Annotated in this window: 21 protein-coding genes; 19 read left to right on the forward strand and 2 right to left on the reverse strand. The window is 61.9% G+C overall.

The features are described 5' to 3' along the window. Positions 1-14 precede the first annotated feature (14 nt). The 5 genes from motD to ACYCFC_RS02675 all read left to right on the forward strand — a co-directional run bounded on the left by motD (position 15) and on the right by ACYCFC_RS02675 (position 3,577). Positions 15-809 (forward strand): flagellar motor protein MotD, encoded by a 795-nt coding sequence (gene motD, locus ACYCFC_RS02655; RefSeq protein ID WP_459653081.1) that lies wholly within the window; start codon positions 15-17, stop codon positions 807-809. 112 nt (positions 810-921) lie between these two features. Continuing rightward, positions 922-1,710 (forward strand): ParA family protein, encoded by a 789-nt coding sequence (locus ACYCFC_RS02660; RefSeq protein WP_181082314.1) that lies wholly within the window; start codon positions 922-924, stop codon positions 1,708-1,710. 79 nt (positions 1,711-1,789) lie between these two features. Beyond that, the gene (locus tag ACYCFC_RS02665) at positions 1,790-2,593 is read left to right on the forward strand and encodes a CheW domain-containing protein (protein WP_181082313.1); all 804 of its coding nucleotides are present in this window, start codon (positions 1,790-1,792) and stop codon (positions 2,591-2,593) included. Positions 2,594-2,677: 84 nt separating this feature from the next. After that, positions 2,678-3,157 carry a chemotaxis protein CheW gene (locus ACYCFC_RS02670; protein ID WP_181082312.1) on the forward strand — a complete coding sequence of 160 codons (480 nt, stop codon included), beginning with the start codon at positions 2,678-2,680 and terminating at the stop codon, positions 3,155-3,157. 3 nt (positions 3,158-3,160) lie between these two features. Then, positions 3,161-3,577 (forward strand): DUF2802 domain-containing protein, encoded by a 417-nt coding sequence (locus ACYCFC_RS02675; protein WP_181082311.1) that lies wholly within the window; start codon positions 3,161-3,163, stop codon positions 3,575-3,577. A gap of 156 nt (positions 3,578-3,733) precedes the next feature. Here the strand turns inward: ACYCFC_RS02675 and ACYCFC_RS02680 are convergent, their stop codons facing one another. After that, positions 3,734-4,051, reverse strand: coding sequence for an EscU/YscU/HrcU family type III secretion system export apparatus switch protein (locus ACYCFC_RS02680; RefSeq protein ID WP_459653082.1), 318 nt, complete (start codon positions 4,049-4,051; stop codon positions 3,734-3,736). Next, positions 4,048-5,571 (reverse strand): flagellar hook-length control protein FliK, encoded by a 1,524-nt coding sequence (fliK, locus tag ACYCFC_RS02685; RefSeq protein WP_459653083.1) that lies wholly within the window; start codon positions 5,569-5,571, stop codon positions 4,048-4,050. The genes ACYCFC_RS02680 and fliK overlap by 4 nt, the downstream gene beginning before the upstream one ends. A 133-nt stretch (positions 5,572-5,704) precedes the next feature. On the opposite strand from fliK, the gene ccmA reads away from it, so the two are divergent. From ccmA to ACYCFC_RS02755, 14 genes are all read left to right on the forward strand, one after another. Further along, complete coding sequence (gene ccmA, locus ACYCFC_RS02690) at positions 5,705-6,340, forward strand: cytochrome c biogenesis heme-transporting ATPase CcmA (RefSeq protein WP_181082308.1); 636 nt, start codon at positions 5,705-5,707, stop codon at positions 6,338-6,340. Beyond that, positions 6,337-7,008, forward strand: coding sequence for a heme exporter protein CcmB (gene ccmB / locus ACYCFC_RS02695; RefSeq protein WP_181082307.1), 672 nt, complete (start codon positions 6,337-6,339; stop codon positions 7,006-7,008). Before ccmA ends, ccmB begins: the two co-directional genes overlap by 4 nt. A gap of 148 nt (positions 7,009-7,156) precedes the next feature. Beyond that, positions 7,157-7,912, forward strand: a complete 756-nt coding sequence (locus ACYCFC_RS02700; RefSeq protein ID WP_459653084.1) for a heme ABC transporter permease — start codon at positions 7,157-7,159, stop codon at positions 7,910-7,912. Further along, positions 7,909-8,085, forward strand: a complete 177-nt coding sequence (gene ccmD, locus ACYCFC_RS02705; protein WP_181082305.1) for a heme exporter protein CcmD — start codon at positions 7,909-7,911, stop codon at positions 8,083-8,085. Before ACYCFC_RS02700 ends, ccmD begins: the two co-directional genes overlap by 4 nt. After that, positions 8,082-8,549 (forward strand): cytochrome c maturation protein CcmE, encoded by a 468-nt coding sequence (gene ccmE, locus ACYCFC_RS02710; RefSeq protein WP_459653085.1) that lies wholly within the window; start codon positions 8,082-8,084, stop codon positions 8,547-8,549. The genes ccmD and ccmE overlap by 4 nt, the downstream gene beginning before the upstream one ends. After that, complete coding sequence (locus ACYCFC_RS02715; RefSeq protein ID WP_459653086.1) at positions 8,546-10,519, forward strand: heme lyase CcmF/NrfE family subunit; 1,974 nt, start codon at positions 8,546-8,548, stop codon at positions 10,517-10,519. Before ccmE ends, ACYCFC_RS02715 begins: the two co-directional genes overlap by 4 nt. Before the next feature lie 3 nt (positions 10,520-10,522). After that, positions 10,523-11,053, forward strand: coding sequence for a DsbE family thiol:disulfide interchange protein (locus ACYCFC_RS02720; RefSeq protein WP_459653087.1), 531 nt, complete (start codon positions 10,523-10,525; stop codon positions 11,051-11,053). Continuing rightward, positions 11,050-11,523, forward strand: coding sequence for a cytochrome c-type biogenesis protein (locus tag ACYCFC_RS02725; RefSeq protein WP_181082301.1), 474 nt, complete (start codon positions 11,050-11,052; stop codon positions 11,521-11,523). The genes ACYCFC_RS02720 and ACYCFC_RS02725 overlap by 4 nt, the downstream gene beginning before the upstream one ends. Continuing rightward, positions 11,520-12,737: a c-type cytochrome biogenesis protein CcmI gene (gene ccmI / locus ACYCFC_RS02730; RefSeq protein ID WP_459653088.1), complete on the forward strand. Its 1,218-nt coding sequence runs from the start codon at positions 11,520-11,522 to the stop codon at positions 12,735-12,737. The genes ACYCFC_RS02725 and ccmI overlap by 4 nt, the downstream gene beginning before the upstream one ends. Before the next feature lie 29 nt (positions 12,738-12,766). Continuing rightward, entirely contained in the window at positions 12,767-13,195 is a 429-nt protein-coding gene (locus tag ACYCFC_RS02735) for a hypothetical protein (protein ID WP_459653089.1), read from the forward strand. A gap of 207 nt (positions 13,196-13,402) precedes the next feature. After that, on the forward strand, positions 13,403-13,699 hold the full coding sequence (locus ACYCFC_RS02740) for a flagellar protein FliT (RefSeq protein WP_181082298.1): 297 nt from the start codon (positions 13,403-13,405) through the stop codon (positions 13,697-13,699). Positions 13,700-14,101: 402 nt separating this feature from the next. After that, positions 14,102-15,571 (forward strand): sigma-54 dependent transcriptional regulator, encoded by a 1,470-nt coding sequence (locus ACYCFC_RS02745; RefSeq protein ID WP_181082297.1) that lies wholly within the window; start codon positions 14,102-14,104, stop codon positions 15,569-15,571. A gap of 137 nt (positions 15,572-15,708) precedes the next feature. Then, the gene (locus ACYCFC_RS02750; RefSeq protein ID WP_459653945.1) at positions 15,709-16,890 is read left to right on the forward strand and encodes a sensor histidine kinase; all 1,182 of its coding nucleotides are present in this window, start codon (positions 15,709-15,711) and stop codon (positions 16,888-16,890) included. Next, on the forward strand, positions 16,887-18,287 hold the full coding sequence (locus tag ACYCFC_RS02755) for a sigma-54-dependent transcriptional regulator (protein WP_459653090.1): 1,401 nt from the start codon (positions 16,887-16,889) through the stop codon (positions 18,285-18,287). Before ACYCFC_RS02750 ends, ACYCFC_RS02755 begins: the two co-directional genes overlap by 4 nt. The last annotated feature ends 6 nt before the right edge of the window (positions 18,288-18,293 follow it).

Genomic DNA, 18,293 nt, shown 5'->3' on the forward strand with positions numbered 1-18,293 from the left:
CAGGGTCCTGAACGATGGCTCGCCGCAGATTCCAGGAAGAACCGGACAACCACGAGCGCTGGCTGGTTTCCTACGCGGACTTCATCACGCTGCTGTTCGCCTTCTTCGTGGTCATGTATTCGATTTCCTCGCTCAACGAGGGCAAGTACAAGATTCTTTCCGATTCGCTTGTCGGCGTCTTCAATCAGCCGGACCGAGCCCTCAAACCGATACCCATCGGTGAAGAGCGGCCTCGTACCACTCAGCCAAATCCTTCCCAGACCGATGAGCCGTCGCAGCCCATCGATCCGCTGGAAAGCATCATGCGCAGCATGCGCGAAGCGTTTGCCGATCTCATCGGCTCGAACCAGCTGACCCTGCGCGGTAACGAGCTGTGGGTCGAGATCGAGCTGAATTCGAGCCTGCTGTTTCCCAGCGGCGACGCCTTGCCCAACGATCATGCCTTCGAGCTGGTGGAAAAGGTTGCCAGGATTCTGGCGCCTTTCGACAATCCGATTCGGGTCGAAGGCTTTACCGACAATCTGCCGATCAGTACGGACAAGTACCCGACCAACTGGGAATTGTCCGCTGCCCGCGCCGGCAGTGTGGTACGGATGCTGGCGGCTGACGGGGTGGCGCCGTCACGGCTGGCGGCGGTGGGCTACGGCGAGTTCCAGCCGATAGCGGACAACGCAACCCTGGAGGGCAGGGCGCGCAATCGGCGGGTGGTGCTGGTCATTTCACGCAATCTCGATGTGCGACGCGGCGAAAGCGGCTCTCACGGCGGGGCCGCGCGTCCTGCCGAAGCAGGTCGGCAGCCTGGCACATAAAGTGCTTTTGCTTCGAGTCAAACAGAGGCAGGGGGAGATGTCGTCAAATCTTCGTCGCCCATGTCGTCGTGGCATATTCACGCTCTGATTCGAGCCGGATGGAAAGAGAGTTATGAGAGTCTGGGCTGTCGCCAACCAAAAAGGCGGAGTGGGTAAGACCACCACCTCCATCGCCCTTGCCGGATTGCTGGCCGATTCCGGCAAGCGTGTCGTGGTGCTGGATCTCGATCCCCATGGTTCGATGACCAGCTATTTCGGCCATGATCCCGACAATCTCGATCACAGCGTGTTCGACCTGTTTCAGCACCAGGGCACGGTGCCCGAAGGGCTGCCCTGGCAATTGCTGCTGCCGACCAGTCACGAGCGGATTTCGCTGCTGCCGTCCAGCACCGTACTGGCCACCCTGGAGCGCCAGGCGCCGGGGCAGAGCGGTCTGGGGCTGGTCATTGCCAAGAGCCTTTCGCAGCTCTGGCAGGATTTCGATTACGCCATCATCGACAGTCCGCCATTGCTCGGCGTCCTGATGGTCAACGCGCTGGCCGCCAGCCAGCAGCTGATCATCCCGGTGCAGACCGAATTCCTGGCGATAAAGGGCCTGGAGCGAATGGTCAGCACCATCGCCATGATCAACCGTTCACGCAAGCAGGCATTGCCCTACACGATCGTGCCGACCATGTTCGACCGCCGCACCCAGGCTTCGATGAATACCCTGAAGGTGCTGCGCAATGGCTATCAGGCCAATCTGTGGCAGGCTTTCATCCCCATCGATACACGCCTGCGTGATGCCAGCCTTGCGGGTGTCACGCCTTCACAGCATGATCCCAGCAGCCGTGCGGTACTTGCCTACCGCTCGTTGCTCAAGGCGCTGCTGGCGGCACAAAGCTCTCCGCAGGTGGCCTGATGACGCGCCATGAGACAGGTTCAAGTTCAGTCCATGGGCAGCCGATAGTCTACCCAGTTGGTTCGCGCGAGTGGGTTTCATGAGTCGTACCCTTCTTAAAGAAAGCCGGTCGCAACAGACACTGCAGTCGTATCTCGATGAGCTGTTGCAGGATGCCAGCCTGGAATTGACCGAGACGGTCAGTCAGGACGAGTTCCAGGCGGCAGTGCTCGAAGAACAGCTGCGCGACAGGCAGCGGGTGATCGCGCCTGCGCAGGTCCAGCCGATCGTCGAGGTGACCGAGTCCGTTGCCCCGCTGACGCTTGAACCCGAGCTTGCGCCAGTGGCGCCACAACAGGCCCTGATCGAACCTGTCGCCACGCTGGAGACGGCGGGGCGAGTGGGTGGGCCGCCGCAATACAAAGGTGGCCAGCCGGAATGGGGCGAGGCGCCGTTCGAGTGTCTTCTGTTCGATGTCGCCGGCCTGACGCTGGCGGTGCCGCTGATCAGTCTCGGCTCGATCTACCCGCTCGCAGGGCAGGAACTGACGCCGCTGTTCGGCCAGCCCGACTGGTTTCTCGGTATCCTGCCAAGCCAGGCGGGCAACCTGAAGGTGCTGGATACGGCGCGCTGGGTGATGGCTGATCGCTACCGCGACGATTTTCGCCAGGGCTTGCAGTATGTGATATCGGTACAGGGCTACGAATGGGGGTTGGCCGTGCATCAAGTCAGCCGCTCGATTCGCCTGGATCCACGTGAGGTCAAGTGGCGCTCGCAACGTACCCAGCGACCCTGGCTGGCCGGGACGGTGATCGATCACATGTGCGCCCTGCTGGACGTGGCCGCGCTTGCGGAGCTGATTGCCAGTGGTGCAACACGCCGCCTGAAAGGCGTACCTTCGTAATCAATTGAACAAGCAGGGTGCGCACACGCGGCCCGAGCAATCGATAGAATCGACCGCCACAGCGGTACAACAAGAGGTGGGGCTATGAAGATGACTTCCGCGCAGGGTTCCGATGATCCGGTCCTGCAATGGGTGACCTTCCGTCTGGATAACGAAACCTACGGCATCAACGTGATGCAGGTCCAGGAAGTGTTGCGCTATACCGAAATTGCGCCCGTGCCGGGTGCGCCAAGCTACGTGCTGGGCATCATCAACCTGCGCGGCAACGTGGTGACGGTGATCGATACGCGCCAGCGCTTCGGGCTGCAGACCGCGCCGATTACGGACAATACGCGCGTCGTCATCATCGAGGCGGATCGGCAGGTGATCGGCATTCTGGTCGATAGCGTTGCTGAAGTGGTCTATCTGCGGCAGTCGGAGATCGAAACCGCGCCCAATGTCGGTAACGACGAATCGGCGAAATTCATCCAGGGCGTGTGCAACAAGAACAATGAGCTGCTGATTCTGGTCGAGCTCGAAAAACTGATGAACGAAGAAGAATGGGCGGAACTTGAGAGCATCTGATACATGCTGATTGCCTCGCTGGTCGCGTCGGTCGTCGCGCTTGCCCTGTGTTGCGTTGCGCTGCTGGGGTTATGCGTCTGGCTGTTCCGGCGCCAGCGCCAGCAGGCTCAGCTGCAGGCGCGCAACGATGCCATTCGGGACCGGCGAATCAAGGAGTTGAGCGCTCAACTGGATACCTATCTGGACGGCAGCGTGCATATGGGCCAGGAGTTGCACGAGCTTTCGCGCATGGTCTCACCGCTGCCCGACCGGATCACCCAGCTCGAACAGCGTGATCCGAACAACTTTTCCTTTTCCCAGGCCGCCAAGCTGGTCGGTATGGGGGCCAGCGTCGATGATCTGACGCAATCCTGCGGGCTGTCCCAGTCCGAAGCCGAATTGATGAGCAAGCTGCATCAGGCGCGGCGCAAGACTGACTGAATACGGTTCAGGACTTGCAGACTGTTGAAAAACGTAGGCGAGGCAGGCAAGACGAGGCAAAAACAGCCGAAGACGCGGAGTTTAGTAGTCTAAATGAGTAGTCTGAGGCTGTTTTTAACGAAGTATTGTCAACGCAGGTAGTTTTTCAACGGCCTGCTAGGGGCCGTTGAGCAGGGGCAGCGACGGCGCGGGCTGTTGCTCGGCAAAGCCCGGCGGGCATTTGCCTTTCAGATACCAGGCGAAGGCGATGATTTCGGCGATGGTGCGATATAGCGCTTCGGGGATGGCATCGCCAAGCTCCAGGCGTGCCAGCAGCCTGACCAGTTCGGCGTTTTCGTAGATCGGCACTTCATGCTCGCGGGCAATGGCCAGTATCGCCTCGGCCAGTTCATCGTCGCCCTTGGCCGAAAGGTTGGGCGCGTTGATGCCGTCATAGGTGAGCGCGATGGCCTGGCGCGGGGTCTTGGCAGTCATGCGGTTTCATCCACGAAGCGTTGATCGACAGCGGTGCGGGGGCCTTGCGGCGGCGTACCCTGACGGCAGGCCAGCTCACCCACGGTCAGCCCGGCATCGAGCAGTCGCTGGCGCAGGTAGTCGAGTTCGGTGGAAATCAGCTGGGCAGTATGGCTGCGTTCGGCCCAGATCTGGCTCGACAGGCTACCACTGACCAGCTGTGCCTGAACCTGCAGTGGCCCCAGGGGGGCGACATCGAATGCCAGTTCGACCTTCCACAGGGTTTCGCCTTTTTCCTTGCCGTTTTGCCGGGGTTCCTCCTCGCGCCGCAGCTTGACCTGCAGCGGAACGATGTCGCGCGTATCGCGCATCGGCACTTCGATCTGCCAGGTCGTGACCTGCGTGCCGTCGGGGCCGGTCTGAGTCTGCGCGAGGCTGGACAACTGGTGGGTCTGCAGCCGTGATACCGCCGCCGCCGCCAGTTTCAACATGAGTTCCAGATCGGCTTCGCCGTCGGCATCGAGCAGCAGTCGCCCCGGCAGGGGAAAGTTCTGTGCGAGCTGGCGCGCATTCGGCTGTCCAAGCGCGCCGAGTGCGCTGCGGGCGAAGGCCGGCAGCGCCTGGCCAAGGGTTGCCGCCGTCTGGGCGGCTGTCAGTGGTCCGCTGCCAGGCAGCCCCGGCAATTGCGCGACCAGACGCAGCAGGGCGGCCTTCATATCCGTGGGCAGGCTGTCGGTATTGCCATTGAGCAGGCGCGCTTCAAGGAAGATACCGCTCTTGGCCAGCGCCTGGGCCAGGGTCTTGGCATCGCCCAGCTGCTGCATTTCAGGGATCAGGCCGAGCAGGCGTTCGGCTGCGCCGCGCAAGCCGTCGGGCAGGACCGCCCCGGCCGTCAATGCGCTGAACAGACCTTCAAGCGAGCCCTGACGGCTGTTCTGTGCACCGAGGTGCTGGCCCAGTACCAGTTGATCGAGACGACCGCTCAGCGGCATGAATGCCAGTGACTGGTCGCCCTGGACCCGGGCGGTGATCAGGCTGCCCGGTGCCAGCGGCAGGCTCGATTCGATATTCAGCTTCTGCCCGGCCAGTGGAGAATTGAGCAGGCTGATCACCAGTTTGAATACGCTCTGCCCGGCCTGCTGGGTCTGCTGGCTGGCGGTGACCTTGCCCTGGATCAGGGTGCCTACGGGCAGCTGGCCGAGGTCGATGCTGCTCATGGGTTGCCGGCTGCCGGGTTGCAGCACAGCCATCAGGCGGGTATCGGATGCAGCGGTAACGAACAGGGCTGCGCCTGGTGCGACGGCTTTGTTGCTGGTGGTTTCGACCGTTGCCTGGCGCCCGCTGCCAAGTGTCAGGCGCAGCGTCAGCTGAAAGGCCTGGAGGGCTTCCTTGATCCTGACGACCTCGGCCTCGGCACTTTCCCCGGCGGCCAGCAGCCCCTGCATGGGCTGCAGCAGTTTCAACGCCAGCTCGGCGGAGCCTGCCGTCGAGCGGGGCGGGTTGGCGGGGGGAATAGCCTGGGTGCTTTTGATCTCGGTCATTTTTACTTAAATGCTCTTACAACCTTTCGACTTTGTGGTCTGCGGCCCCAAGGCGCGGCATGTATAATTCGGCGCGCCCGGCTTGTCTGTCATTGTAGCGGCTACGCCCTTTTCATCTTGAGGTGTCCATAGCGTGTCCTGTCCTTTTCTAGAAGCTGTGGCGCTTTCCTGCGAACGGGACTGGCGTCTGTTGTTCGAGAGGCTGGATCTGCAGATCGCCAACGGTGAAATGGTGCAGATCGCCGGCCCCAATGGCAGTGGCAAGACCAGTCTGCTACGCCTGTTGTCAGGGTTGATGCAACCGACCGCAGGGGAAGTGCGGCTCAATGGCCGCAATCTTGAAAGCCAGCGCGACGAACTGGCGCGCAATCTTCTCTGGATTGGTCATGCGGCGGGCATCAAGGGCCTGCTCACGCCTGAGGAAAACCTCACCTGGCTATGCGCCCTGCATCATCCGGCGACTCGTGAGGCCATCTGGCAGGCGCTGGATGCGGTGGGCCTGCGCGGTTTCGAGGATGTCCCCTGTCACACGCTGTCTGCCGGCCAGCAACGCCGCGTCGGTCTGGCCCGGCTCTATCTTTCGCCCCCGCCGCTGTGGATTCTCGATGAGCCCTTCACCGCGCTCGACAAGCATGGCGTGGCGCAACTGGAACGACACCTGGCCGTGCATTGCGAGCAGGGTGGCATGGTCGTGCTGACCACCCATCACTCGCTCGCTGAAAAACCGGCCGGCTTTCGTGAAATCGATCTGGGACAGCGCGCCGCATGAGCAACGTCTTCACTCTGCTGCTGGCCCGCGAAACCCGTCTGCTGTTTCGCCGTCCTGCCGAGCTGGCCAACCCGCTGGTGTTCTTCGCCATCGTCATCGCCCTGTTCCCGCTGGCGGTCGGGCCGGAGTCGCAACTGCTGCAAACCATCTCGCCGGGGCTGATCTGGGTCGCGGCGCTGTTGGCCGTTCTGCTCTCGCTGGACGGGCTGTTTCGCAGCGATTTCGAAGATGGCTCGCTCGAACAGTGGGTCGTTTCGCCGCACCCGCTGGCGCTTCTGGTACTCGCCAAGGTGCTGGCACACTGGGCCTTTTCCGGCCTGGCGCTGGTGTTGCTGGCGCCGTTGCTGGCGTTGATGCTGGGCATGCCGATGAGCGCGCTACCGGTGCTGCTGATCTCGTTGCTGCTGGGAACGCCCGTGCTCAGCCTGCTCGGCGCGGTCGGCGCGGCGCTGACCGTCGGCCTCAAGCGCGGCGGCCTGTTGCTGGCATTGCTGATTCTGCCGTTGTATATCCCGGTGCTCATTCTGGGTAGTGGGGCGCTGCAGGCAGCGCTGCAGGGGCTGCCGGCGGTCGGTCATCTGTTATGGCTCTCCAGTCTGACAGCCCTGGCTGTCACCCTTACACCCTTTGCGATAGCGGCTGGCCTGAAAATCAGTGTTGGCGAGTGATGGATTGCACGATGGATTTATTCGATAGCGCTACGGCTTTCCTCGACAGGCGGCCCCTGGCACCGACGACTTTACTGATCGCGAACAAGTGGCGCCCGTGCGGTTTCGGGGCAGTATCGGAATGCGTAGCGGATGTGAGGCAGGTGCTATGAACTGGACATGGTTCCACAAGCTGGGTTCGCCCAAATGGTTCTACGGAATCAGTAGCCGCTGGATGCCCTGGCTTGGCTGGGCAACCTTCGTGCTGGTCACGGTAGGCACGATCTGGGGGCTGGCGTTTGCGCCCCAGGACTACCAGCAGGGCAACAGCTTCCGGATCATCTATATCCATGTGCCCGCCGCATTCCTGGCGCAATCGATCTATGTGATGCTGGCCGTCGCGGGCCTGGTCGGTCTGGTGTGGAAAATGAAACTGGCGGATGTCGCCTTGCAGCAGGCCGCGCCCATCGGTGCCTGGATGACCTTCATCGCGCTGCTGACCGGGGCGGTATGGGGCAAGCCGACCTGGGGCGCCTGGTGGGTCTGGGATGCTCGCCTGACCTCCATGCTGATCCTGCTGTTCCTGTACTTCGGCATCATCGCGCTGGGGCAGGCCATCAGCAACCGCGACAGCGCGGCGAAAGCCTGCGCGGTGCTTTCCATCGTCGGGGTGGTGAACATCCCGATCATCAAGTACTCGGTGGAGTGGTGGAACACCCTTCATCAGCCCGCGACCTTCACGGTCACCGAAAAGCCCGCGATGCCGATCGAAATGTGGTTGCCGCTGCTGGTCATGGTCCTGGGCTTCTACTGTTTCTTCACATGGGTACTGCTGATGCGCATGCGCCTGGAAGTGCTGCGTCGCGAATCACGCAGCAGCTGGGTCAAGGCCGAGGTGCAGGCGCTGGTAGGTAAGGCATCATGAATTTCTCATCGTTTTCCGAATTCATCGCCATGGGCAACCATGGCCTGTACGTCTGGACATCCTATGGCATCAGCCTGGCCGTCCTGGTTCTGAACGTGGCGCTGCCAATGCTGGCACGCCGGCGATATCTGCAAGATGAGGCGCGTCGTTTGCGCCGGGAGGAAATGAAGTGAATCCTGTGCGCAAGAAGCGTTTGTTCATCATTCTGGCCATTCTGGCCGGCGTGGGCATCGCGATAACGCTGGCTCTGTCTGCCTTGCGAGAGAACATCAACCTCTTCTACACGCCGACCCAGATCGCCGCCGGCGAAGCGCCGGAAGGCACTCGGATTCGCGCCGGTGGGCTGGTGGAAGAGGGTTCGGTGACACGTAGCAAGGATTCGCTCACCGTGACTTTCCGCGTCACGGATAACAACGCCAGCATCGCCATCCAGTACCAGGGCATCCTGCCGGACCTGTTTCGCGAGGGGCAGGGCATCGTCGCTCTGGGGCGCGTCAATGGCGAAGGCGTCCTGGTCGCCGACGAAGTGTTGGCCAAGCACGATGAGAACTACATGCCGCCGGAAGTCACTCAGGCGCTGGAGCAGAGCGGCATGATGAGGCATTACGAAGGCGACAAGCAGGAGTATGCAAAATGATTCCCGAGCTCGGCCATCTGGCCATGATTCTGGCGCTGTGCCTGGCCGTGGTGCAGGGCACGCTGCCGCTGATCGGTGCCTGGCGCAGTGATCATCAGTGGATGAGCCTGGCGCAGCCGGCTGCCTGGGGGCAGTTCGCCTTCCTGGGATTCTCCTTCGCCTGCCTGACCTACGCGTTCATGGTCGATGACTTCTCCGTCGCCTACGTCGCGCACAACTCCAACAGCGCGCTGCCCTGGTACTACAAGTTCAGCGCCGTATGGGGTGCCCACGAAGGCTCCCTGCTGCTCTGGGCCTTCATCCTGGCCGGCTGGACCTTCGCCGTGGCGATTTTCTCCCGCCAGCTGCCCGAGGACATGCTGGCGCGGGTGCTGGGGGTCATGGGCCTGATCAGCATCGGCTTCCTGCTGTTCCTGATCATCACCTCCAACCCTTTCGAGCGCTACCTGCCGCAGGCGCCGATGGACGGGCGCGACCTCAATCCGCTGCTGCAGGACTTCGGCCTGATCGTGCATCCACCGATGCTCTACATGGGTTATGTCGGTTTCTCGGTGGCCTTCGCCTTCGCCATCGCCGCCTTGCTGGGTGGCCGCCTGGATGCCGCCTGGGCACGCTGGTCGCGGCCCTGGACACTGGTCGCCTGGGCCTTTCTCGGTGCCGGTATCGCGCTGGGTTCCTGGTGGGCCTATTACGAGCTGGGCTGGGGCGGCTGGTGGTTCTGGGACCCGGTGGAGAACGCCTCCTTCATGCCCTGGCTGGTCGGCACGGCGCTGATCCATTCGCTGGCGGTGACGGAGAAGCGTGGCGTCTTCAAGAGCTGGACGGTATTGCTGGCGATTGCCGCATTCTCGCTCAGCCTGCTGGGCACCTTCCTGGTCCGCTCCGGTGTGCTGACCTCGGTGCATGCCTTCGCCACCGATCCGGAGCGCGGCGTCTTCATTCTGGCTTTCCTGCTGCTGGTCGTCGGTGGCTCGCTGACCCTGTTCGCCTTGCGCGCGCCGGTAGTGAAAAGCCGGATTGGCTTCAGTCTCTGGTCCCGCGAAACCCTGCTGCTGGTCAACAACCTGCTGCTGGTGGTCGCAACCGCGATGATCCTGCTGGGCACGCTGTATCCGCTGCTGCTCGATGCTTTGTCCGACACCAAGCTGTCCGTTGGGCCGCCCTATTTCAATGCGATGTTCCTGCCGCTGATGGCCGCGCTGATGCTCGCCCTGGGCGTGGGCATCCTGGTGCGCTGGAAAGACACGCCGGTGAAATGGCTGCTGGGCATGCTGACCCCGGTACTGATCACCAGCGCCGTGCTGGCTGGGCTGGGCTCGATGCTGCTCGGTGATTTCCACTGGGCGGTGCTTGCCGTATGCCTGCTGGCGGCCTGGGTCGTGGTGGCCGGTGTGCGCGACGTGCTCGACAAGACTCGCCACAAGGGTCTGTTCAAGGGCATTCGCAGCCTGGCGCCGAGCTACTGGGGCATGCAGACGGCGCACCTGGGCCTGGCGGTATGCGCTATCGGCGTGGTGCTGGTCAGCCAGCACAGTTCCGAGCGCGACCTGCGCCTGGCGCCGGGCGAGTCGCTGGAACTGGGTGGCTACACCTTCGTCTTCGAAGGCGCCACGCATTTCGACGGACCGAACTTCACCTCGGACAAGGGTACCATCCGGGTCTTCGACGGTGACAAGCAGATTGCTCTCCTGCATCCCGAGAAGCGCCTGTATACCGTCCAGCAGATGCCCATGACCGAGGCCGGTATCGATGCGGGCTTCACCCGCGACCTTTACGTGGCTCTGGGTGAGCCGCTGGAGGACGGCGCCTGGGCGGTGAGGGTGCATATCAAGCCCTTCGTGCGCTGGATCTGGCTGGGGGCGTTGCTGATGTCCGTCGGTGGTGTTCTGTCCGCCTGTGACCGGCGTTATCGCGTGAAGGTCAAGACCCGTGTCCGTGAGGCCCTGGGCCTGGCCCAGCAAGGAGCCTGAGTGATGAAAAGACTGTTGATGCTGCTGCCGCTGGTGATCTTCCTGGCGGTCGCGGTGTTTCTCTATCGCGGCCTGTTCCTGGACCCGTCCGAGCTGCCGTCGGCGCTGATCGACAAGCCGCTGCCCGCATTCTCCCTGCCATCGCTGGAAGACCCGGAGCGCATGCTGAGTGCTGCCGACTTCAAGGGCGAGGCGGCGCTGGTGAATGTATGGGCGACCTGGTGCCCGACCTGCCGCGCCGAGCACGAGATGCTCAACCAGTTGGCCAGTCAGGGCGTGGTGGTCTATGGGGTTAACTACAAGGATGACAGCGAGGCCGCGCGTCGCTGGCTGAACGAGCTGGGCAACCCCTATCGCCTCAACGTCGAGGATCCAGAGGGCAGTCTGGGGATCAACCTCGGCGTCTACGGTGCGCCGGAGACCTTCCTGATCGACAAGGACGGGATCATTCGCCACAAGTATGTCGGCGCCATCGACCCGCGCGTATGGCGTGAACAGCTCGCTGCGCTCTATCAGGAACTGGTGGACCAATGAAACAGCTGATCCAAGGCTTTCTGCTGGCGCTGTGCATGATTGGTGGCGCGCAGGCGGCGATCGATGCCTACGAGTTCAGGGACGAGACCGAGCGCGAACGCTACCGGACCCTGGTTGAAGAGCTGCGTTGCCCGAAATGCCAGAACCAGAACATTGCCGACTCCAATGCGCCCATCGCCATGGACTTGCGCCGTGAAATCTTCCGCATGCTCGAAGAAGGGCAGAGCAACGAGCAGATCGTTGACTACCTGGTCGCGCGTTATGGCGATTTCGTGCGCTACAAACCGCCGCTCAACATGAAGACGCTGCTGCTCTGGTACGGCCCGATAGGCTTGCTGGTATTGGGCTTCGGCGTGTTGGCGCTGATCCTGATGCGGCGGCGTCGTGCTACGGACGACGATGCGCAGAACACTCTTTCCGAGGCCGAACGTGAACGCCTCGCCACGTTGCTGGATAAAAAAGAACCATGATCGATTTCTGGATAGGGGCCGCGCTGCTGCTGCTGGCCGCTCTGGCCATCCTGCTGCTTCCCGTACTGCGGGGCCGCCGGGCACAGGCAGAAGAAGACCGGACAGCGCTCAATGTTGCGCTGTATGAAGAAAGGCTCGGCGAGCTGGCCAGCCAGCAGGCTGCCGGCACGCTGACAGCGGAGCAGTTCGAGGAAGGGCGTGCCGATGCCGCGCGCGAGCTGCTCGACGACACTGAAGGTGATGACGTACGACGTAGCAGCAGCCTGGGCCGCACGATTCCGCTGATTGCCGCGATCCTGGTGCCACTGTTCGGTTATGGCATGTACCTGCACTGGGGGGCCAGCGACAAGCTGGAACTGACGCGCGAATTCATTGAGCAGCCCAAAACCATGGAAGAGATGACGGCGCGGCTCGAGCGTGCGGTCAAGGCGCAGCCCGAATCCACCGAGGCCTGGTATTTCCTGGCCCGGACCTACATGAACCAGGAGCGTCCGGCTGATGCCGCCGGCGCCTATGCGCAGCTCGTCGAACTGGCTGGGCGCGCGCCGGAGCTGCTCGGCCAATGGGCGCAAGCACTGTATTTTGCCGGGGGTCGCCAGTGGACCGAGCAGATACGGCAACTCACCGACGAAGCGTTGCAGGCGGACCCGCATGAAGTGACGAGTCTTGGTCTGTTGGGTATTGCAGCTTTCGAAGACGGACGTTTCGAGGAGGCCGCCGGCTTCTGGGAGCGCCTGGTGGCCGCGCTGCCGCCCGAAGATCCTTCACGTGAGGCCATTCAGGGCGGCATTGCTCAGGCGCGTGAGCGTCTTGGACAGCCGCTCGGCGCTGATGACAAGCCTGCTGAAGAGGCCGCTGTCGGTGCCGCGAGCCTTAGCGTCGAAGTCCGTCTCGGGGATGAACTGGCCGACAAGGTACAGCCCGGTGATGCGGTATTCGTATTCGCTCGTGCGGCCTCAGGGCCGGCCATGCCGTTGGCGGTCAAGCGCCTCAGCGTCAGCGATCTTCCGGCTACCGTCAGTTTGAGCGATGCCGATGCAATGACGCCTCAGCTTCGGTTGTCCAACTTCGAGCAGGTCAGGCTGTTCGCACGTATCTCCAGGGAGGGCGATGCCACGCGTGGCGAGTGGCAAGGCAGCAGCGAACCCCTGGAGCTGGGAAGCGGGGATGTGGTCCGGCTGACCATTGATCAACCTGAAACGCCCTCGTCCTGATCGCTGGCGGGGCGAGCGAGAGGCGAGCGATGACGCATTCGGTTTACAGGCAGGCTGAAAGCCTGCTCAAAGTGGGTGCTGCAATGACGCTGGCGCTGCTGCTGGCGGCCTGTGCCGGTAGCCCCTATCAGCGCTCCGAGCCGGCCCCCAGACCGGCCCCGCCTGCAACGGATGTGCCTCGTGAGCCTGCCGCCAAGCCGCCTCCGGTGCGCACGCCCTCCGCACCGAAGCCTCCTGCCACGCAAAAAAGCCATCCACGTTACGCGCCGCCGCCGCATGCCGCCGCGCACTGGGACAACCGTCTGAGTGTCTATGTCGTGGAAGGGCGGAACCTGTACTACCGCGAACGCCTGTATTACCGCTGGGAGGGTGACTGGTATAGCGCAGGTCGTCCGGAAGGACCGTGGGAACCGGTTGCCACACCCAGCGTTCCGACCGGGCTTCGGCAACTGCATTGAGATCCTTGCAGGCGGCCCATTCGTAGCCCCATTCGGGAAGTCCGGCTCTGTTTGTCCAGTCGGTTGAAACCGGAGGTCGTTGAAAAACGCAGCCAGTTTTGCAATGGTCCGCTAAAGGCCTGCCAGCAATTGCCGATACAGACTTCAGGTGCACAAGAGTGCCATCAACAGACTGTAAGGGCTCGGCTGCGTACGGGGAGCGGATTCATGAATGCATCAGTCAAACGTCTCGAGGAAACCGGTCACGCGCTGCGCGATGCGATGGTGCAGCAGGACTGGACAGCGATCAGCGTTCTGGATACCCAGTGTCGTCAGGTTGTCGAAGCTGCGATGAGTGAGCCCCGCGAAGACGAATCGGCGATCCGTCGGCACTTGCAAGAACTGACCATTATCTATCGCGAGTTGGTGGGTGCCTGCCAGGCAGAGCAGAATCGTGCGACGGGAGAGTTGATCCAGCTCAATCATTCTCGGCATGGTGCAAAAGTTTATAAACTTTTCGGTTGATGCCATGACGCATTCTGTTTCAAAGCAGCACCGCTCGTCAGTTTAAGCAGGCCCTGAAAATTTTCCTTCCTCCTGAGCCTGCATCTCGTCATTTTCGCTTAACGCTTATGCAATCTGCTATCTGGAATCTTTGGCAATCAGGCAGCTTTTTTCGCTGAAAAGCATTTAACTTCCTTTATCTTCGATACAGGGTCGTTTAGTTGCCTATTACTTGCTTCCGGCCTGTCGCAGTGCATGAAGCAGGGGGCAGGAAAAGAAGGTTGTTCTTTAGTCGTTAAATCACGTCATAAATTTGACTCCGCGCGATTTTTTTAATTAACTAGTGGCTATCTGCCGGTGACGCCTCGTTTCTCTCGATGCGCATTCAGTATTTCTTCCCAGCCTCTAGAGCCTATAAACAAGATGTGGCGTGAAACCAAAATTTTGTTGATAGACGACGATAAGGATCGTCGGCGTGATTTGGCGGTCATCCTCAATTTTCTGGGCGAAGATCATCTGGCTTGTACCAGCGATGATTGGCGAAAAGTGGTGGATTCGCTTGAGTCGAGCCGAAGTGTACTTGGGGTCATGCTCGGTGCTGTTTCGACAAAGGGTGGTGTGGCGGAGCTGCTCAAGCAGCTCGGAAAATGGGATGAGAACCTGCCGCTTCTTCTGATCGGTGAGCCTGTCCCGGCGGAGTGGCCGGAAGATATCCGTCGGCAAGTGCTGGCCAGCCTGGAAATGCCACCCAGTTACAACAAGTTGCTCGATTCCCTGCACCGTGCCCAGGTCTATCGCGAGGTGTATGACCAGGCCCGGGCGCGCGGGCGTCAGCGCGAGACCAACCTGTTTCGCAGCCTGGTAGGCACTAGTCGCGCCGTGCAGCATGTCCGGCAGATGATGCAGCAGGTCGCCGATACCGAGGCGAGCGTGCTGATCCTTGGCGAGTCCGGTACCGGCAAGGAAGTGGTCGCACGAAACCTCCATTACCATTCCAAGCGGCGCAGCGGCCCCTTCGTTCCCGTCAATTGCGGCGCGATCCCGGCTGAGCTGCTGGAAAGCGAGCTGTTCGGTCACGAGAAGGGTGCCTTTACCGGGGCGATCACTTCCCGCGCCGGCCGCTTCGAGCTGGCTGAGGGCGGTACGCTGTTCCTCGATGAAATCGGCGACATGCCCTTGCCGATGCAGGTCAAGCTGTTGCGCGTATTGCAGGAGCGTACCTTCGAACGGATAGGCAGCAATCGTACACAGAACGCTGACGTACGGATTATCGCGGCAACCCATAAAAACCTGGAAAAGATGATCGTGGAAGGCAGTTTCCGCGAAGATCTTTACTACCGGCTCAATGTCTTTCCCATTGAAATGGCCCCGCTGCGCGAGCGTATAGAAGATATACCGCTGTTGATGAACGAGCTCATTTCGCGCATGGAGCACGAAAAACGCGGTTCGATCCGTTTCAATTCCGCCGCCATCATGTCTCTGTGTCGCCATGACTGGCCGGGTAACGTGCGGGAACTGGCCAATCTCGTCGAGCGCATGGCCATCATGCACCCCTACGGGGTCATCGGCGTGATGGAGCTGCCAAAGAAATTCCGCCATGTCGATGACGATGACGAACAGTACGCCGCCAGCCTGCACACCGAAATGGAAGAGCGTGCGGCCATCAATGCGCCTGTGGTTATCAGCGATGCGCAGGCCATGCTGCCTATCGAGGGGCTCGATCTGAAGGATTATCTGGCCAACCTTGAGCAGGGCCTGATCCAGCAGGCGCTGGACGATGCCGGTGGCGTTGTCGCACGGGCTGCCGAACGCCTGCGCATTCGCCGGACGACCCTCGTCGAGAAGATGCGCAAGTACGGTATGAACCGTCGCGACGAAGACGCCGACGACTGATGCGCCGCCGCGCTGCTGCAAGGCGGTGCGGTTTCAGCCCGTTCCCGCGCATGCATTGCCGGGCATGATCCTTGCTCGCTGTCACTGAACAACCACTTGACCGACCATCTTTTGACGGACATGTGCCAGTGACTTCAGTGTTTTCTCCCTCCGCTGTCATTTCGCATTCTGCCGAGCCTTGTGCCAGCGCCGAGCTTGAGCAGTCGCTCGAACGTTTCTCTCATCTGTCGGGGCGCCTGGAAGACTCGCAGGAGCTGCTGCAGGCGCGTATGTCCGAATTGAAAGGGCAGCTCGCCGAAGCCAGCGCGCAGCGCCTGCGCGAGTTCGACGAGAAGGAGCGCCTGGCCAATCGGCTGCAGAGCCTGCTGGACCTGCTGCCGGGTGGTGTCATCGTCATCGATGGTCAGGGTGTGGTTCGCGAAGCCAATCCGGTGGCCCTGGACTTGCTCGGCGAGCCCCTTGAAGGGCGGCTCTGGCGTGAGGTGATCGCTCGCAGCTTCGCTCCGCGCAAGGATGATGGGCATGAGGTTTCCCTGAAGGATGGGCGCCGCGTGTCGATTGCCACGCGCTCACTGAATGGCGAACCGGGACAGCTGGTCCTGCTGACTGACCTGACCGAAACACGACGTCTGCAGGAGCAATTGGCGCGTCATGAGCGCCTGTCGTCACTGGGGCGCATGGTGGCCTCGCTGGCGCATCAGATCCGCACGCCTTTGTCCTCGGCCCTGCTGTATGCCAGCCATCTGGAGCAGGGTGGGTTGAGCGACGAGCAGCAGCAGCGTTTTGCTGGCCGCCTGAAGGATCGTCTGAATGAGCTGGAACATCAGGTGCGCGATATGCTGGTGTTCGCTCGCGGCGACCTGCCTATTGAGAATCGCCTGACACCGGCGCAGCTCCTGGCTGCATTGCGTGCGGCGGCTGAGACCCGCTTGCAGGGTGTTGTGGTTCGCTGGCAGTGCGACGTGCGGGGCGGCGCATTGCTGTGCAATCGCGACATGCTGGTCGGGGCGCTGCTCAATCTGATCGAGAATGCATTGCAGGCCAGTGCTGATGAGCCGCGTTTGAAAATACATGTTTATGCACGGGATTCGGTCATGCATATCAGCGTCAGCGACAACGGCGTTGGCATCGAGGCCACGACCCTGACGCGCCTCGGTGAACCCTTCTTCACCACCAGGGCGACCGGCACCGGACTGGGCCTGGCAGTGGTCAAATCCATTGCCCGCGCCCATTCGGGCACCCTGACACTGCGCTCCCGGCCAGGCCGGGGTACCTGCGCCACCCTGCGCTTGCCGCTGCTTGCGGAGCAGAGTCGATGACTGTGAAGATCCTGCTGGTCGAAGATGACCTTGCCCTGCGCGAAGCCCTGAGCGATACCCTGGAGCTTGCAGGCTTTGCCTACCAGGCGGTCGATAGCGCGGAGTCGGCGGTGCTGGCATTGCAGGCCGATACCTTCGGGCTGGTGATCAGCGATGTGAACATGCCAGGCATGGATGGCCATGCGTTGCAGGTACTCATACGTCAGCGCTACCCACAGCTGCCGGTCTTGCTGATGACGGCCTACGGTGCGGTCGAGCGGGCTGTCGAAGCGATGCGCCAGGGAGCGGTGGACTATCTGGTCAAGCCGTTCGAGCCGAAGGTGCTGCTTGAGCTGATCGCACGGCATGCCTGCGGCCAGCCCGGCGCGCCGGGTGAAGGTCCGGTGGCCCAGGAGGCGACCAGCCAGCAGCTGCTGGCGCTGGCGGCGCGCGTGGCGCAAAGCGATTCCACGGTGTTGATTTCTGGCGAATCGGGTACCGGCAAGGAAGTGTTGGCGCGTTATATCCACCAGCAGTCGCCCCGCGCCAGCAAGCCCTTCGTGGCAATCAACTGCGCGGCGATCCCGGACAACATGCTTGAAGCCACACTCTTCGGTCATGAAAAAGGAGCATTTACCGGCGCCATCGCCAGCCAGCCGGGCAAGTTCGAGCTGGCCGAAGGGGGCACCCTGCTGCTCGACGAGATTTCCGAAATGCCGCTGGCACTGCAGGCCAAGCTGTTGCGTGTCTTGCAGGAGCGCGAGGTTGAGCGTGTCGGTGCGCGCAAGCCGGTGGCGCTGGATATCCGCATCATTGCCACCACCAACCGCGACCTGGCCGAGGAGGTGCGTGGTGGGCGCTTTCGTGAAGATCTTTTCTACCGTGTCTCGGTGTTCCCGCTCGCCTGGGCGCCCCTGCGTGATCGCCCGGCGGATATCGTGCCGCTGGCCGAACGGCTATTGGCAAGCCACGCGACCAAGATGCGCCAACCTGCCGCAAGACTATCCGGCGAGGCGCGTCAATACCTGCTCAGGCATGCTTGGCCCGGCAATGTCCGCGAGCTGGATAACGCCATTCAGCGAGCCCTGATCCTGCAGCAAGGCGGATTGATCCGCCCAGAGGACCTATGTTTGAACGCAACGGCTGGTTTTGCTTCGCCAGCAGGCGGCAGCGCTACATCTGAGTCCTCGGCGGAGCCGGAAACCATCGCGCCGACACACTCCGATGGTGGCGGTGCGCTGGGCGATGATCTTCGCCGACGCGAGTTCGAGCTGATTCTGGAAACCTTGCGCAGCGAGCGTGGGCGCCGCAAGGAGACGGCTGATCGCCTGGGTATCAGTGCGCGCACCCTGCGCTACAAACTGGCTCAGATGCGCGATGCGGGCATGGATATCGAGGCCATGCTACAGGGCGAGTGAGCAGGG

The organism is Stutzerimonas sp. NM35 (genome assembly GCF_054604355.1).